The following is a 15,920-nucleotide window of genomic DNA, read 5'->3' as shown; positions in this document are numbered from 1 at the left end:
GATCGGAGAAGCATTGTGAGCTATGCAATTGTAGGATTCGGCGCGGTAGGCCAGGCCCTCGCCCGCGCCTTCGCACGCAAGAACATCGACGTGGCCGTCGCGAGCCGCCGGCCACCCGAGGCATTGGCGCCGCAGGCTCGAGCGATTGGACCCACGGTGGTCGCCAAGTCGCTGCGGGAAGCACTTGAGGCCGACACAATCATCTTGGCGGTCCCTTTCGGGGAGCATCGCGAGGTTGCGAAAGCCCTGCCGAGCTGGAACGGCAAGACGGTCATCGATGCGATGAACGCGTTTCCTGTACCTGAAGAGCTGAACGGCCTCCCGTCGTCCGCCTTCGTCGCGAAGTCGTTCACCGGCGCCAAGTTCGTGAAAGGCTTCAATCACCTCATTGCAGCCACCCTGGCTGCCGATCCGGTCGTCGAGGGCGGCCACCGGGTGGTCTTCCTGTCGAGCGACGACGAGGACGCGACCGCTCCCGTGGCGGCGTTGGCCAAACAGCTCGGGTTCGCACCCGTCAAGCTGGGAAGGCTCAACGAGGGCGGCGCGCTGGTGCACGCACGCGGCCGCATCTGGGGCCGGCTCATCTTCCAGGATTTGTTCAAGAGGGAGCAGTAATCGGTGTACGACCGTGTGATTTGGCCCGAAAAGTACAACCCCAAAACGTCGGCGATCTATGCGCTCAACGACATCGACGTGAAAGCGCCCCCAGAAGTGGTATGGAAACTGCTTGTCGATGCTGAGGACTGGTCGAGCTACTTTCCTCCTGAAGACCAGGTCAAAATCCTGAGCGGCGAAGGGAATTGGCGCGCGGGACCAAATACAGCCGAGTGACCGTCGGATTCCCGATGAGCCTGGTTGTTAAGGAGTGCGAGCCCTTCCGCCGACTTGCGTGGGCAACGACTGTCGATGTGATGACACCGACTCGAGCGCGTACCATGGCTGGGTCATCACTCCCACGGATGATGGCTGCAACGTGCTGACCGAGGAAACGCAGCAGGGGCCTTGGTTCCTTGAAGAACTCGGGCGCAAGCATCCCGGTGGGCTCTATCGCTATCACCAGGAATGGGTCGAACGCCTCGCCGGCGCGGCTTGGGCTGCCCAGCGCCTCTGCACATTGAGCGGACAGAGAAACATTGTGCGCCTTCGAGCGCTTCATCCGCTCCTTGGGGACTGTCCACACCGCGGGCCCTTCCAAGGAAGGCAGCCAGGTCGACGAGGTCTAGCCAAGTCGCTGGCCGGCTCAGATCTCGAGCAGCGCATAGGGCCGGCCCGTCGGCTTCGCGACGTGCATGGCGACGTTGTAGACTTTCGCGCCGCCGGGAGTTTGACCTTCGAAGGTGCCTCGATGCGCGTGACCGTGCACGACGGCGCTCACCTTGAACCGGTCGATCGTTTCGGCCAGCCGGGAAGAGCCGAGGAACGGGAAGATTTCAGGCGGCTCGCCAGCGACCGTTTCCACGATCGGGGCGTAGTGAAGCACAACAAGCGTCCGCTTGGCGCGGACTTGCCGCATGGCGTTTTCCAGCCGCATCGCCTCGCTGACGCTCTCGGCCACCATGGCCTTGATTGCCGGCTCACCGAAGGACCCGAGCATCCTCGAGCCGAACCCGCCAACAAAACCTTTGACGCCGACAAAGCCGACTTCCATCAGTTCCGTCGCCTGTCCGTCGAGGAGGTAAACGCCGGCCTGGCGAAGTGTCGCCGCTATCTGCTCGGCGCAACCGGATTCGTAGTCGTGGTTGCCGAGCACCGCGACCACGGGAATCGAGCAGGCCCGGAGATCCTCCGCCAAAAGCTCGGCCTCCTTCGGCTTACCGAGATTGGTGAGGTCGCCGGTAAGCACCAGGACGTCGGCTTCGCGCGAAACCTCGCCGAACAGGTCGCGATGGGAGGTCTGGGCATCTTCCTGAACATGCAGATCGCCTACCGCGGCGACTTTGATTTTGCCGTTTCCGCTCGTTTTGCTTGCCCTGCTTTGTTCAGCCATCGTGAAATTCTCCAACGCCGCCGACACCGGCAAAGCCCCATTCCTTGACATCGATCTCGTAGTCGACCTGCGACAGCAGTCGGCCGCGGCAGATCTTCATCCTCGGTGAAGGCAATTGCCGCTGCCTGGCGAGCCGGTCGAGCAGATCGTCAAGCAACCAGTCGGGAATGCGGTCGCGTTCGCTGGGATAGATCCAGCGGAAATTCAGCAACTGCATCAGCAGCACCTCCCAGTGGATGTCGAGATAAGACAGCAGCCTTTGCCAATCGATCTGCTCATGTGCCTTGAGGATGGTATGGGCGATATCGGCGCCGTCGTGCCGTCCCCTGTCCTGGATGAAGCATTTCGACCAGATAAGTTCCGTAGGTCCGATGATCCTGACCCGGCTGCCCAGTAGCTCGACCTGCCGGGCATGCTCCAGCCACTGGTCCTCGACCTGCATGGTGCCGTTGGCGGAAGCAAAGATCACGTCGAAGAAATGCGGACCTTCGAAGACCTTCCCCAGCCAGCGATCGTCCTCGATCACGACGGCGTAGCCGATATCCTTGAAATGGGCGAGGATGCGCGGACAATCGCCTGCCTTGCAGAAGATATCGAGGTCCTTGGTCTGGCGCACGACGCCGGTATAGGCACTCACCGCATATGTTCCGGCAACCAGAAAAGGAATGTCGGTGGCGGCGAGCTCGCGGATCGCGTGCGTATAAAAAGCTTCCGCCTCCGCGCTCTTCAGCGTCGGCTCCGCCTTGGCATCGATCACAGGCAGCGTCGCCAGCACGCCCGGCAACTCGTCATCGGCCATCGACCGTTGCTCCGAGCTCAAATCTTCATCCGGGATGTAAACAGCAACCTGACCGGCTGGTTCCGTCGCCGGCGACTGTGGGTGAGCCTCACCTCAGTCCCCTTGCTTGCGGTATAGGCGCTCGGTTGCACGATCGCTCTCGCGGCGTTCGGCCGGTCCTCGGTGCCGGCGAGTCAAAAGAGCATAAACGAGCACGAGCAGGAGAATAATCGGCCCGCCGATCACGACGAAGGCCCACAGATCGACACCGAGCATGGCTTTTCCTTCCCGGTTGGAGGCGGTCGGTCGTCCGGCTAACCGAGTTGGCGGCCAAATGTTCCGCCCACCGTCCCTGCGAGGCGACAGTTAAGCCGATCTCGCTTCACGGCGGCGCCCATGCTCGACAAGACGGAACGTAGCGGTCGCGTCCATGTTTACTGAAGAAGCGCGCTTTCCATGGAGAATGGGATTGCTGAAGGCCTTCCGCAGGCATTGCGGAGCCAATTGAAAGCCCGGTCTGCTTATCCTCGTTGGTGACACAGGAGCGCAGACCGGGCCTGCCTCGGTGAGGGAACTAAGGCCGCCGCAGTCTGCGCCACGATCGGTCGCGCCGCCTTAACATAGGTTGTTGTCGCAAACGCCGATTGAAGGATGATGCCGTGTCCGATCACCGTTTCAGCGGCAAAGCGGCCATGCGCTATCGCAGCAAACGTTTTCGCAAACCGGTCGTGGTGCAGCCAGGTCGCATCGACCGTGACCGCGTCGTCGTGTCGGTGCTGGATGCGGCTGACGTGCTTTTGCACGATTGGCCCAAGCCTCATTTGAGGACACGGCGCCGCGCGATCCAGGCCTGCCTTGCGGTGTTGCGCAATCAGGAGCCGCCAAGGGTCGCACGCCAGGCTTTCATCGCTGCTGCCGAGGACGCCAGAATATTGCTTCGCGACCAGAGCTGAGATCAGACGCATCCCGGGTCCGCCATGGGCGAGCCGAGATTTTGCCCGCCCCGATCTGAGCCAGCAGCCCAGCGAGATCGTTCCAGCAAAAAGGCGGCTCCCCGCGATGGCCATGCCGTTTCTCCGATCAGGCGCTCGGTACGCCGGCGGGTGCGAGGGGGGACTTCCGAACCGCACCGAGCCGCATGTTCCGTGCAGCGGCCGACGGAACGTTTACCGGCGGACGTTGTTCTTCAACCAGGAGGAACGGTGATGGCCGACGACAAGAACAAGCGCGATTTCCGCGACCGCGACCGCGTATCGGGCGATGAGGAATATGAGGTCGCGTATTTCGCGCGGAAATTCCAGCTGACGATGCCCGAAGCCCGGGAGCTTATTCGCAAACACGGCAATGACCGCGCGACGCTGGAGCGCGAAGCCAAGGCGCTTGGTTCCCGTTAGCCCGGAATGACCTGGCGCGGATGCGTCTGGCTGAAGCCGCCGGCGAAGGGAATGCGCGCGCAAAGCCAGTGTGATTGATCGAAGCGCCAACGTCTCCAGACGTGTCGTTGCACCGTCGAAGCTTCAAAGAATTTTCCCGACTCCCTCTCATGGGTTAATGCGCGACCGCGAGACCGGGAGCATTCGTTGGCTGCAAGAGAATAAGCGCGGCTTAGGGAGGTGCGGCGTGATCAAATATCATCCTGTCCGGCTGAACGAACTCATCGAGCACTATATGGAAACGCGTTCCTCGCACCGCTCGCCGGTGTCGGTGGCCGCGGCCACGCGGGCCATCCTGACTGTCATGCCGGATTGCTCGATAGAGTCTCCTCAATTGAGCAACATGATCGCGCGGTCGGCCGTCAAGCATGGACACGCCGTCAGCTTCGACTTGATGTCGGTCTAATCCGGCGAGGATCTCTCAAGGGGCCGCAAGGCCGGCGCGCCATGTCCAGCGGGTGACGCTCCGGATTGGTCGGCAGTGGGCTTGTCCAGCTGCGATTGGCAACACGAGAGGGGCGCGGCCGCGTCGTAGCCGGTGGCGCACACCCGCGGCAGCCGCTTCTCAGCGCTTGGCTCACGACGCACGATCAATCGGCGGTCCGGCCGTCGAGATCGGTCATGCCCATTTCGACGCGATCTTGACCAGGCGCTTCCAAGGCCTCGTGCCTGGCCGCGACGGGATCAATAGCCGTGAAACCGAGCGCGAAAATCGCGGCTGTGGTATCCTGCTCAGGAAAATACGCGTCTCCAGGACGGTGCGCGAGCATCGGCGACTTTCTCGTCCATATGCGCTTCCTGCGCGCAGTCGTCCGCGGCAAATGGACGTTAACATAGGTAAGGTCGTTGCCCGATCGTTCTGTGTATCACGGACAAGAAGGATAAGGATGAGGCGGCCTCTGATCCGGAAGCTCGAGAAGTTCACGCGGCTTTCGCACGCCGACAAGGACATGCTGCTCAGAATAGCGGCGCAACGGGTTCGACGTTTCGCCGCGCGCGAGGATATCATCCACGAGGGCGAGAAGCCCGAATTCATCAATCTGATCAGCGAGGGCTGGGCCTGCCGCTACAAGACCCTCGAAGACGGCCGGAGGCAGATCATCGCATTTTTCCTGCCTGGGGACCTGTGCGATCTGAATGTCTTCGTCCTGAAGGAAATGGACCACTCTATCGGCGCCATCACGCCGGTCGTGGTGTCGGAAATCTCGCGCACGGCCTTCGACGAAATGATGATCGGGCATCCGCGCATCACCCAGGCACTGTGGTGGGAATCGCTCGTCGCAGCGGCGATACAGCGCGAGTGGACGGTCAACCTCGGTCAGCGCGATGCACTGGAGCGCATGGCGCATCTATTATGCGAGCTGTTCATCCGGCTGGAGGCCGCCGGCTGCACGAGCAACAGCAGTTGCGAGTTCCCGCTGACGCAGACAGAACTGGGCGAGACGCTGGGCATGTCGACGGTTCATGTGAATCGCACCCTGCAGGAGCTGCGCGCCTCGAACCTCATCGTGCTGAAGGACAGGACGCTGACCATTCCCAACCTTCAAGCATTGCAGGACGTCGCCCTGTTCAATCCCAATTATCTGCATCTCGATCGCGAAGGCAGGCATCTCGATGCCAATGAAGAGTGATGTCAAAGGGTCCGCCCAAAGAGCCGCTTGAACGCAGCCTGGCCGAGGTCCAGGCGGCCCTGCACGAGCATGCGAGTGCCGAAGCCGGGCTGCGCGCAAGCGAGGAGAACCTGCAGGATTTCGGAGAGGCCGCCTCGGACGTGCTTTGGATCCGCAACGCCGAGACGCTGCAGTGGGAATATCTGAGCCCGGCTTTCGACGCCATTTACGGCATGAGCCGTGAAAAGGCCCTGGCCGGCGACAACTTCGCCAGCTGGATCGACCTTGTCCTGCCTGAAGACCGCGAGCATGTGCTGGCCCAGATCGAGCGCATTCGCGACGGCGAAAGCGTCACCTTCGAATACCGTATATGCCGGCCGGCCGACAATGAGATACGCTGGCTGCGCAACGCCGATTTTCCGATGCGCGATGAAGCGGGAAAGGTCGCCCGGATCGGGGGCATCGGCCACGACATCACGCGTCAGAAGGAATGCGAGGAACAACACCAGGCCCGCTTCGCCGAATTGCAGCATCACGTGCGCAACACGCTGGCCATCATCCGCTCGATCGTGCGGCGCACGATGGAGAAGAGCGAATCCCTGGACGAAGCCGCGGCCCATCTGGAAGGCCGCATCAACGCCTTCGCCCGGGTCCAGGCGGCCATCACACGCCGCCCGTCGATCGGCATCAGTCTGGCATTGATCGTGGCGGAAGAATTGCGTGCTGCGGGCGGCCGGGAAGGCGAGAACCTGACGATCGAAGGTCCGGCCTTGACGCTTGCACCCAAGGCCGCCGAGACAATGGGGCTGGCCATTCACGAGTTAGCGACCAACGCCCTGAAATACGGAGCACTGTCTAGACGCGCAGGCCGCATCGACATCCAATGGCAGCTGAAAGAGGACCTGCTCCATTTCAAATGGATGGAGAGCGGATCCCACGATTTCAAACCCGTCGAGCGGCGCGGCTTCGGCTTGGAGGTCCTGGAGGGCACCTTGCCCTACGAACTCGGAGCGACAGTGGACTTGCGGCTCGCTCCGAGCGGGCTCAATTTCACGGCTGTCATCCCGCTTGGCGCCATAGGCGGCCAGTAGCACGACCACCGCTGTCGGCGACATGGTTGCCGCCCTCTTTCAGGCTAGGCGCGATGACCGTCAGCTGCTTCTGGAAAAGCGAGCCTCGTCCTCGTCCCTTTGCCGGCCGCCAAGCACTCCCGCAACGGCCGCGATGAAGGCGCCGATCACCAGCGACAATGCGCCAACCAGAGCAGTGGTGGCGCTTGCCTTGCGGGCCTTGTCGGCGGCCGCCTTGGCTTTGTTCTTGGCATCCTCGACGCTGGCGAGGACCTCGTCCACCCGCTTCTGCGCATCGGCCTGTGGAAGGCCCGTCCGCGATGCCACCAGGCGGGCGAGATATGCCTTGTCATTCGCGCTCATTTCGCCGTTCGCAGCGCTGATTGCCAGTATGCGTGTCGCCTGCCCTGCGGCATCGGCATTGTTCTGAGGCGTGCCGGCCGGAGGTGTTGCAGCGGCTGCGTTATCGGCCGGCCGGAACAACGCGTCGACGAAATATCCAGCCAAATCATTGGCGGATGGCGACTGGGCCGACGAGGCCTGCGAAGCTGCACCGGCTGCGGCGCCGCTCAACAAGCCGGTCGTCGCCTGGGCGCCAGTGCCGACAATTCCCGAGATCGCCGAACCAAGGACGGTGGCCACCAGCAAGGTGGCAAGCGCCCAGGCCAGGAACCCGTGCGCGGTATCGCGGAAATATACCTCATCGGTATGAACGTTGACCCACTTGGTGCGAAGCCGTCCGGCAACATAGCCGCCAAGCGCGGATGACAGCCATTGCACTATGACCAGCCAGACCGCGGTCGACACGGCGAAAGTCGTCAGCGAAGCGCCGCCCCAGGGCGACATCATCGTCAGACCAAGCCCGGAACCGACGAGCATGAGAACAAGCGTCAAAGTGGCCGCGGCGAAAGCGCCTGCCACGATAGGTCCCCAATTGACGGCAGACGAAGATGTTTCGATCGCGGCTTCGTCGACCGCGGAAAAGGCATTGGTCATTGTCCGCTCCTACCGCGCGAAAAGCATCAAAAGGATGATGATCGGAATCGGAACGCCGAGCAGCCAGAGTAGAATACCTCGTCCCATTTCTTCCTCCTGCAAGTAGTCTTCAGTGCTTGTAGGTAATTCCCGGATTCGGCTTTCGTTCCACCCGCGAGCAGAGCTCTGAGGCAAAGGCCGGTTTCGCCTCGACTCCGAGCGCTTGATTGAAGCAAAGGTCCGTCTCCGTTGTGAAAAAGGGCCGATCCTCATCGACGAATTCACCGGCTCCTCTCTTGCCCGCTGACCGGGCTTCGCCATGGTCGACCGATCAGAAACCCGCCCGGCCAGAGCTGGCGGATTCCATTTTGGCCTTTTGAAACGCCACAAGTCTGTCGCGGAACAAAGGCCGGGAATAGCGGTTCGGGCCCCATCAAACAGCAAGGAGCCTTCAGCCATGAGCTTGCGTATGTTGCTCGTTCCATCGACGGCCGTCGCGTTGATGCTTGCCCTTCCGGCCTTCGCGGCCGACGACGCGCAGACCTTCGTCGACAAGGCTGCCATCGGCGGGATGTTCGAAGTGGATTCCAGCAAGATCGCGCAAGACAATGCGAAGGATCAGCAGATCAAGGATTTCGCCAAGCGGATGATCACCGACCACGGCGCGGCGAACGCCAAACTGCAGAAGATCGCCGCCGAGCAGAAATTGCAGGTACCGACGCGATCCGATGCGGAGCATAAGAGCCATCTGGAACGGTTGCAGGGCACGACGGCCTCGCTGGATCAGCCTTACGTGGAGATGCAGCGCAAGGCACATGCGGACGCGGTCGGCCTGTTCGAGGCCTACGCCAAGGACGGAGACAATCCCGCGCTCAAATCTTTCGCGGCGGAAACCCTGCCGACACTGAAAATGCATCAGGACATGATCGAGAAGATCGCCCGCGCCAGCGCGAGCATGCCGGCGGTCAAATCGGCATCGACACCCAAACCACCCGCTCCGGTTCCCGGCGCAAACAGCTTCACCGAGGCGCAGGCGAAGAAGCGCATCCAGGATGCCGGCTATACGGACGTGTCAGCGCTCGCCAAGGACGAGCAGGGCATCTGGCGTGGCCAGGCGACGAAGGACGGCAAGGGCACCTCCGTTGCACTCGACTATCAGGGCAACGTCTTCGCCGGCCAACAATAGACAGGAGAACCGACATGCAAACGATCACCGCGCTGTTCGACGACTATGACGACGCCGCTGACGCGGTGGGCGAGCTGGAATCCATTGGCGTCCCGTCATCCGACATCAGCATCATGGCCAACAATGCCCGCGGCTGGTATCGAAACACGCAATCCCCGGCCGCCGAGGATGCCGCCAGCGGCGCCGGTATCGGCGCGGTCGTGGGCGGCGCCGGAGGCTTGGCAACAGGCCTGGGCGCCATGGCGATACCTGGCGTCGGGCCGGTCGTCGCGGCCGGCTGGCTGGCGTCGACAGCCGCGGGCGCCGTCGCCGGAGCGATTGTGGGCGGCGCGGCCGGCGGCATTATCGGCAGCCTGACCGATGCCGGCGTGCCGGAGGAAGACGCGCATGTCTATGCCGAAGGCGTCCGCCGCGGCGGCACGCTGGTGACAGCTCGCGTCGAGGACGACCTCGCTTCGGAAGCCCGGGAAGTCCTTCACAGCTCCGCGTCGGTCAACATCGCCGACCGCCGCAGCGAATATGAAGCGGACGGGTGGGCAGCCTTCGATCCGGCTGCCGGCGATTACTCGGCTGAGGATGTCGAGCGGGAAGCGGCGCGCCGAAGGACGACCTAACCTCGCCGTCGCGGCCACAACAGACGCAAAGCCAGCCAGGAGTTCGACATGAGACGGGTGCTTCTGCCACTGATATTGGCTGCGGTGGTCCTGGTGCTCTGTTATTGGGCCTTCGTCTATGTCGGCACAGGCTGGCAAACAGCGCCCGTCAAACGGGCACCCGAGCAAAACCAGGGCGGGAACGCGCCGCAGGATACCTCGCCGGCCGCCGGCATCACGAAGAATCCACAAGATGCCAGCAAGATGCCGGGGGCTCAGTGACAGTTCGAGCGCGATATCCGTTCTTTCCTGGAGGCCTACTCGCGCGCGATGAATTTGTTGAAGCGGCTGATGGCACCCTCCGCGGTCATGTCCTGGTGGACGAACGCCAAATTGTCGTCGTCCAGCACTTTGAAGAAATCTTCCCATTCGATCGGTCTCAGATCTTCGTCGCCTGCGCCGAAATCGACCCGCAGGATCGCGCCCTTCCCCGGCCCGGCGACGACGGCAGGCCTGCCCTCGCGCGCCTCGATCCAAGCTCGGATCACTTCGTGATTTGAGGTCGTCATAGCCTCGCTCATTGCGGCCTCCTGGTTGACAGTTCCCGCTATCTCAGAGGAACCCGGAGATATCCCGCTTGTTCCCCTTGCGCCCGGTTAGGGAGCCACGCGGCGATCCAGACGAAGAAGGCCCGCTGCCTGCATGCGGCAACGGGCCATGGGCCTGATGGGACCCTGGATCGCTAGAGGGAGGGCGATCGGCTTTCGAACCGGCAGGCGACAGAAATGTTCCGGAGAAAGTTTCACGTTTCTAGCGCGTCGGGTACTGGGAAAACTTTCTTCGGCATTTTCGGTGTCCCCTCGCGCCCGCTGAAATGATGTTGCCGAACGAGCAATCAGGACGAATGTTTCAGCCGCCGGAGCGGGCATGCCCTGGCTTGGCTATCTTGGACCCTCATCCGATCCTTCCCCTGCCCCGGTCGCTTGGGAACTGTCCGATTTTAGCCGCGAGAACGCACGAACCGGCGCTTGCCTCGGTGCCGGGGCGCGAGATTTTCGGCGCCACCATCGCGGCAGGAACTCGGCAATCAGGCTTTGAATTATGGCCTTCATCCGATCGCCTCATGGAAAGTTTGGAGACGAACAACTGCCGGCCATGATTGTTCCGCGTCGTCGCGATCTGAACGTCCCAGTCGACAATCAATTCGGGCGGGTTTTGCGCGTCCGCAACGCTATCGCGGCGTCGAGCTTACGCGCCAGTGCCAACATTCGAGACGGTGCATTCTCGCATCTCAGCGCCTCCAACGCGACGCTCGTCTCGCGCTCCGGCGTCGTGATCTTGGAGGGCTCCTCTCCAGATCTGAGCACTTGACGAGCCTTGCGTGTCACGGCCGTTCCCTAACATGGGTTAATGCCTACCCCACTAACCCACTGATGGGAAAAAGGTTCCTGTCTCGCCAGTCTGCTGGACCGACGAACTTCCTCTCGGGCGCAGCTGTCCCGAATATCGTCGGCGCAGCCTATTGCCTGCCGAAGCTTGTCAGGAAGCTCTCCAGCGCCTCTCGGGTCTGCTCAGGCGCCTCGCGGGTCGGAAAGTGGCCGACGCCCGGCAGCAGCTCACGTTCGTAGCTTGCCGAGAAATATTCCTCCTTGCCTTCGGACGAACCCGGCAGAACGACGCGGTCGTCATCGCCATGAAGGACCAGTGTCGGCACCGAGATGACCTCCGCCTCAACCTGCTTGCGCGCGAGTTCAGCGTAGCGCGGATCGGGATCCGCCTCCCCCCAGCGCACGCGATAGGAATGCAGCGTCACATCCGGCCAGTCCGGATTTTTGAAGGACCTCGCCACACGTTCAAACAGCGCGTCGTCAAACCAGCCTGGCGGGCTCCAGCTGCCCCACTGGAATCGCGCGAAGGAGTGGCCGTGCTGTCGCACGAACTCCTCGCCGCGCTCGGTCGCCATGAACCACTGGTACCAGAAGGCCCTCGTCTGCTCCAAAGACGGCGTCGGAAGCGAGCCGGGTTGCCATCCCAGCGAAAGCGCCGCGCAGCATCTTATCCTCTGCGGAAAGACGGAGGCGAGCAGGTAGGCGATGCGTGCCCCCCAGTCGTGGCCGACAACCGCGAACCGTTCGAGGCCGATGGCATCGGCAAAGTCGAGCGCGTCCTGCGCCATGGCGGCGATCTCGCCTGAGCGCATCGTTTCGCCGGAGTGGAACACAGTTCCTCCAAACCCGCGCAGCCATGGCGCGAAGGTGCGAAAGCCCGCGGCGTGAAGAAATGGCGACACGTGCGCAAAAGTGGCCGCATCGTCCGGCCAGCCATGAAGGAGCAGCACAGGCGCTCCGTCCTCGGATCCGCCGCTCATATAGACGACCCGCAGCAGCGGCGTGTCGCAGAAAACAGGCTCTTCCACAGATCCTCCTCAGAGCAGCACAGTGCAGTGGCCGCCCAACCCCTTGCAATCGGGTTTGTTCCTTGTGACCGCCGGCCCGGCCCGATCCGACGAGGGAACCAACCGTGGTCTTGCCGGTTCGGAAGCCAACAGCGGAGCCTCGCCATGCCCAACGCAGCCGAAATCCTCGTCGACACCCTGATTGCCTGGAACGTCGAAGTCGTGTTCGGCCTGCCCGGCGACGGCATCAATGGCGTCATGGAGGCGCTGCGCAAAAACCGGGACAGGATATCCTTCGTCCAGGTGCGGCATGAGGAATCGGCCGCGTTCATGGCTTGCGCCTACGCTAAATGGACAGGCAAGCTCGGCGTATGCCTCGCAACGTCGGGGCCTGGCGGTACTCACCTTCTCACCGGCCTCTACGACGCCAAGCTCGACCAGGCGCCGGTGCTGGCAATTACCGGCATGCAGTTCCATGACCTGATCGAGACATTCACGCAACAGGACGTCGATCTCACCCGCGTCTTCAACGACGTCAGCGTCTACAACGTCCAGGTCTCGGACGCGGCGCATATGGAGAACGTGGCAAGCCTCGCCTGCCGCACCGCGCTCGCCCGCAAGGGCGTGGCCCATCTTTCAATCGCCAGCGATATACAGGAACAGCCCGCCGACGCAGCCAAGCGATCCAAGCGCAACCGGCCGGCGCACACGCCGCAGGGCATGTTCGCTCCTCATTGCGTCGCGCAAGACGCGGAGTTGGACAAGGCCGCGGCCATTCTCAACGACGCAGCGCGCGTGGCGATCCTTGCGGGGCGCGGAGCGATCGGCGCAGCAGCCGAGCTTGAAGGATCGGCGCGGCTGTTGCAGGCGCCGGTCGTCAAGGCGCTGCTGGGCAAGGCGGTGCTGCCGGACGACCATCCTTACACCACTGGCGGCATCGGCATTCTGGGCACCTTGCCATCGCAGGAGGCGATGGAAACATGCGACGCCGTTCTCATTGTCGGCTCGACCTTCCCCTACATCGAGTACTACCCGCGGCCGGGCAAGGCGCGTGGCGTCCAGATCGATTGCGATGCGCAGCGCATCGGCCTGCGCTTTCCGGTCGAAGCCGGTCTGGTCGGCGATGCGGCGGAGACCTTGCGTGCCCTCAACAAGCGGCTGAAGCAGAAAGCTGACGGCGGGTTCCTGGCGACGGCGCAAGGCTCGATGCGCAAATGGCGCGAGATGATGCGCCAGTCCGAAGACGACTTGGCTCATCCTCTCAAGCCGCAACGCGTCGCGCGCGCCTTCGGCGAATGTCTTGCGGAGAATGCGATTCTGGCCACCGATTCCGGCCAGAACACGGAGCTTGCCGCCCGTCATGTCGATCTCCGCGCGGGGCAAGCCTTTAGCGTTTCCGGTGCGCTTGCCTCCATGTCCTGCGGCCTCAGCTATGCGATCGCCGCCGGCATAGCCTTTCCCGGCCGCCCTATCGCGGCGATCGTCGGCGATGGCGGGCTCGCCATGCAACTGGGCGAGTTTTCGACGGCCGTGCGCTATGGCGTTCCGCTGAAACTCCTGGTCATCAAGAACAACATGTTGAACCAGATCGCCTGGGAGCAGATGATGTTCCTGGGCAATCCCCAATTCGGCTGCGAGCTGCAGCCGATCGATTTTGCCAAGGCCGCCGAGGCGATGGGCGGAAAAGGTTTCAGCATCGAGCGGGCGGAGGAGATCGAGCGCGTGCTCGACCAGGCTTTCGCCGCCAGCGGGCCGGTGATCATAGAAGCGCTCGTCGACGCCTATGAGCCGATGATGCCGCCGAAAATGCCGCCCGACTACGCCAAGAACTTCCGCAAGGCGCTGCCTCGGACTCCGGGCCGCGACCAGATCGAGGAAAACGTCGCGCAGGAGCCAGCCAAGACGATGATGGAGGCCGGCGAATAGGCGGGAATTCCGATGCTCGCCGAGCGACACTGGGAGAACGATCCCGGCATCGGCACCCTCTAAGGGCACTTTCAAGGAGCCATGGCGGGACACGGTCGAAGGCGATGTGAAACGACTCCAACATCGCGGCCGGGATCGACCCGAGGCAGAAAGTCCGAACAACAGATAAGCCTAGTTGTTCTATGACGCGCATTCGATATAGCAGCATTGTTGGTTTCATGTGTAATCGACAAGAAGTTATGGAATAGCACCTGCCAGTCTGGAACATCGACAGGGATTTCTTGTTTGAGACATATCGCAATCGGGCGATCAAACAGGAGACTTCCCCATGATTAGACTTCTCTCGGCTTCGGCTGTCGCAATTGTCCTGGCTACATCCGCAATGGCCCAATCCAGCGGCTCTGGAACCAGTGGCAACGGGTCTGGAACAGCCACCACGACCGGAACCAACGGCATGAACAACAACGGCAATGGCGGCACGGTCGATCCAAACGCCACAAACAGCACGACCACAAAACCGTCCAGCGGCATGGGCGACCGGTGTAAGGACGCGGCTGGGAACGACATTGACAACAATACCGCTAGCGGCAACACCACATCCAACATGCAGAATTGCAACAAGTAGGCGTTTCGCGCCTTTAGCTTTCGCACACCGAGAAGGTCCGCCTGTGTCGAGGACGGGCCTTCTTGGTCACGATTTTGGATCTAACCGCTCCGCCTCACATCCCGCGGTCCGGAACATAAAGGCAGAAGGAGTGCTGAGAACTGGTGTCGCCTCCGGGCTTGCACTCATGAAAATATTCGTCGCGTGATCGCTTGATGCGGTGGTCGCTGTAGGGGATCAGCTCGCCGGTCGAGAGTTGGTAGCCGTATTTCGTCTCTTTCACGTCCGAAGGCGGGGCCTGATAGCAATCCACTCCGGCGCAGCAGGAAGGATCGTACTGCCAGCCCGCCGGCGCCTGGTGCGCCGATGCCGGGGCACAAAGAGAACCTGCCAAGAGGCTTGCCGGCAAAACCAGCAAAGCCGTCGTTCGGCGCTGAACGGGCGGGCGACACGTCATCGCGCCCGCTCGTTTCCGGAAATGCATGCTTGGGGCTTTTCTGTTCATCGTCGGTCCGCCGTTTTACAGCAACCGGATGGTCTCGGAGCCTGGCTACTCGCCGCCTCAATGCCGAAACCGGCGGAGACGATTGCTACCGAACTTAGAATTCAAAGCTATGTTCCAGGGAGCGCGGCCAGCGTTCATTCCTTTACATAGGCGCCGGGCTGACGGCCGCTCCTGGGCGCCTTGGCGTCCTTGGAATGCTCCGCGACAGCGGGACCGGCCCCTGAGCTCTTTTCCGTCGCCGTGCTTGGCGTCGGCTGTCGCGGCGGATTGCGGCCCTCAGATTGACGGGTCTTGTCCTCGACCTCGCCCTGCTTACGGCTGAGGCCCGGATCGACATGGGGCCTTTCATTGCCGGCGGCGTCCTGGGAAAATTCATCGCTCGGATCTGGATCGGTATTGGCGGGATATTTCGTGGCGCCGGTCTCGCGACGGTTCTGACTGTTCTTCATGACTCTATCTCCGGTTGGATGAAAGATAACACCGGCGCGAGAGCGGCGTTCCCAACTGCTGGGCAGTCCGTTTCAAGTCCGGTGGAACAAACCTCCGGGCATGCGATTAGGCGCAGACAATGCAGTTCAGCCGTGCGAGAGGAGCCAGGCATGGACAGGGAAGAACGCATCAGGCAACGCGCCCATGATATCTGGGAGCGTGAAGGCCGCCCCGAGGGCCGCCAGCAGGAACACTGGGATCAAGCCGTGCAGGAGATCGAGTCGGAAGGTTCGGAAGTCGAGCGCGGTCCGGTGGCGCCCGATCCCGCAGTTGGCGCCGGCTCTGATCCGGCTGCCAACCGGCCAGGCGGCTGAAGCACGTCGGCCCGCGGATGCGTATCCTAATTGCTCTCGGCATTCTGGTGATCGT

General features: G+C 62.3%; 21 protein-coding genes. 13 read left to right on the top strand and 8 right to left on the bottom strand.

Annotated elements, in window-relative coordinates:
- Positions 1–15: 15 nt before the first annotated feature.
- Both LB523_RS04495 and LB523_RS04490 read left to right on the top strand, forming a co-directional pair.
- Positions 16–615, top strand: a complete 600-nt coding sequence (locus LB523_RS04495; RefSeq protein WP_224601107.1) for an NADPH-dependent F420 reductase — start codon at positions 16–18, stop codon at positions 613–615.
- Between the two features lie 3 nt (positions 616–618).
- A complete protein-coding gene (locus LB523_RS04490) occupies positions 619–831 on the top strand; it encodes an SRPBCC family protein (protein ID WP_224601106.1) in 213 nt (70 codons plus the stop codon).
- Between the two features lie 409 nt (positions 832–1,240).
- Here the strand turns inward: LB523_RS04490 and LB523_RS04485 are convergent, their stop codons facing one another.
- The 3 genes from LB523_RS04485 to LB523_RS04475 all read right to left on the bottom strand — a co-directional run bounded on the left by LB523_RS04485 (position 1,241) and on the right by LB523_RS04475 (position 3,041).
- Entirely contained in the window at positions 1,241–1,987 is a 747-nt protein-coding gene (locus LB523_RS04485; protein ID WP_095768837.1) for a metallophosphoesterase, read from the bottom strand.
- Positions 1,980–2,786: a hypothetical protein gene (locus LB523_RS04480; protein ID WP_095768838.1), complete on the bottom strand. Its 807-nt coding sequence runs from the start codon at positions 2,784–2,786 to the stop codon at positions 1,980–1,982. Before LB523_RS04480 ends, LB523_RS04485 begins: the two co-directional genes overlap by 8 nt.
- A 93-nt stretch (positions 2,787–2,879) precedes the next feature.
- Positions 2,880–3,041, bottom strand: coding sequence for a hypothetical protein (locus tag LB523_RS04475; protein WP_224601105.1), 162 nt, complete (start codon positions 3,039–3,041; stop codon positions 2,880–2,882).
- 368 nt (positions 3,042–3,409) lie between these two features.
- On the opposite strand from LB523_RS04475, the gene LB523_RS04470 reads away from it, so the two are divergent.
- The 5 genes from LB523_RS04470 to LB523_RS04450 all read left to right on the top strand — a co-directional run bounded on the left by LB523_RS04470 (position 3,410) and on the right by LB523_RS04450 (position 6,899).
- Positions 3,410–3,718, top strand: a complete 309-nt coding sequence (locus tag LB523_RS04470; protein WP_224527751.1) for a DUF982 domain-containing protein — start codon at positions 3,410–3,412, stop codon at positions 3,716–3,718.
- Positions 3,719–3,970: 252 nt separating this feature from the next.
- The gene (locus LB523_RS04465) at positions 3,971–4,159 is read left to right on the top strand and encodes a DUF3606 domain-containing protein (RefSeq protein WP_095768840.1); all 189 of its coding nucleotides are present in this window, start codon (positions 3,971–3,973) and stop codon (positions 4,157–4,159) included.
- Between the two features lie 226 nt (positions 4,160–4,385).
- A complete protein-coding gene (locus LB523_RS04460) occupies positions 4,386–4,604 on the top strand; it encodes a hypothetical protein (protein WP_140844354.1) in 219 nt (72 codons plus the stop codon).
- Positions 4,605–5,085: 481 nt separating this feature from the next.
- Positions 5,086–5,829: a Crp/Fnr family transcriptional regulator gene (locus LB523_RS04455; protein WP_140844586.1), complete on the top strand. Its 744-nt coding sequence runs from the start codon at positions 5,086–5,088 to the stop codon at positions 5,827–5,829.
- Positions 5,829–6,899, top strand: a complete 1,071-nt coding sequence (locus tag LB523_RS04450) for a sensor histidine kinase (protein WP_224601104.1) — start codon at positions 5,829–5,831, stop codon at positions 6,897–6,899. The genes LB523_RS04455 and LB523_RS04450 overlap by 1 nt, the downstream gene beginning before the upstream one ends.
- 60 nt (positions 6,900–6,959) lie before the next feature.
- Here the strand turns inward: LB523_RS04450 and LB523_RS04445 are convergent, their stop codons facing one another.
- Entirely contained in the window at positions 6,960–7,874 is a 915-nt protein-coding gene (locus LB523_RS04445) for a hypothetical protein (protein WP_224601103.1), read from the bottom strand.
- Positions 7,875–8,310: 436 nt separating this feature from the next.
- Between LB523_RS04445 and LB523_RS04440 the strand changes: the two genes are divergently transcribed.
- From LB523_RS04440 to LB523_RS04430, 3 genes are read left to right on the top strand one after another with little or no spacing between them, the layout of a single operon-like run.
- Complete coding sequence (locus LB523_RS04440) at positions 8,311–9,039, top strand: DUF4142 domain-containing protein (protein WP_224601102.1); 729 nt, start codon at positions 8,311–8,313, stop codon at positions 9,037–9,039.
- A 14-nt stretch (positions 9,040–9,053) separates the two neighbouring features.
- On the top strand, positions 9,054–9,653 hold the full coding sequence (locus LB523_RS04435; RefSeq protein ID WP_224601101.1) for a hypothetical protein: 600 nt from the start codon (positions 9,054–9,056) through the stop codon (positions 9,651–9,653).
- Between the two features lie 48 nt (positions 9,654–9,701).
- Positions 9,702–9,914 carry a hypothetical protein gene (locus tag LB523_RS04430; protein WP_095768904.1) on the top strand — a complete coding sequence of 71 codons (213 nt, stop codon included), beginning with the start codon at positions 9,702–9,704 and terminating at the stop codon, positions 9,912–9,914.
- Positions 9,915–9,949: 35 nt separating this feature from the next.
- On the opposite strand, the gene LB523_RS04425 is transcribed toward LB523_RS04430, so the two are convergent.
- The gene (locus LB523_RS04425) at positions 9,950–10,213 is read right to left on the bottom strand and encodes a hypothetical protein (protein WP_224544272.1); all 264 of its coding nucleotides are present in this window, start codon (positions 10,211–10,213) and stop codon (positions 9,950–9,952) included.
- 938 nt (positions 10,214–11,151) lie between these two features.
- A complete protein-coding gene (locus tag LB523_RS04420; RefSeq protein WP_224601100.1) occupies positions 11,152–12,048 on the bottom strand; it encodes an alpha/beta fold hydrolase in 897 nt (298 codons plus the stop codon).
- Between the two features lie 144 nt (positions 12,049–12,192).
- On the opposite strand from LB523_RS04420, the gene LB523_RS04415 reads away from it, so the two are divergent.
- Entirely contained in the window at positions 12,193–13,953 is a 1,761-nt protein-coding gene (locus tag LB523_RS04415; RefSeq protein ID WP_224601099.1) for a thiamine pyrophosphate-dependent enzyme, read from the top strand.
- A 328-nt stretch (positions 13,954–14,281) separates the two neighbouring features.
- A complete protein-coding gene (locus LB523_RS04410) occupies positions 14,282–14,578 on the top strand; it encodes a hypothetical protein (protein WP_224601098.1) in 297 nt (98 codons plus the stop codon).
- Positions 14,579–14,672: 94 nt separating this feature from the next.
- Here LB523_RS04410 and LB523_RS04405 read toward each other — a convergent pair whose 3' ends face one another.
- Positions 14,673–15,062 (bottom strand): hypothetical protein, encoded by a 390-nt coding sequence (locus LB523_RS04405; RefSeq protein ID WP_224601097.1) that lies wholly within the window; start codon positions 15,060–15,062, stop codon positions 14,673–14,675.
- Between the two features lie 134 nt (positions 15,063–15,196).
- Positions 15,197–15,511: a hypothetical protein gene (locus LB523_RS04400; RefSeq protein WP_224601096.1), complete on the bottom strand. Its 315-nt coding sequence runs from the start codon at positions 15,509–15,511 to the stop codon at positions 15,197–15,199.
- Between the two features lie 150 nt (positions 15,512–15,661).
- Here LB523_RS04400 and LB523_RS04395 point away from each other — a divergent pair, with 150 nt between their 5' ends.
- Positions 15,662–15,865 (top strand): DUF2934 domain-containing protein, encoded by a 204-nt coding sequence (locus LB523_RS04395; RefSeq protein WP_224601095.1) that lies wholly within the window; start codon positions 15,662–15,664, stop codon positions 15,863–15,865.
- Positions 15,866–15,920 lie beyond the last annotated feature (55 nt).

This window comes from Mesorhizobium sp. ESP-6-4, assembly GCF_020164735.1.
Lineage (GTDB): Bacteria > Pseudomonadota > Alphaproteobacteria > Rhizobiales > Rhizobiaceae > Mesorhizobium.
This window is presented reverse-complemented; position numbering and strand designations above follow the sequence as displayed.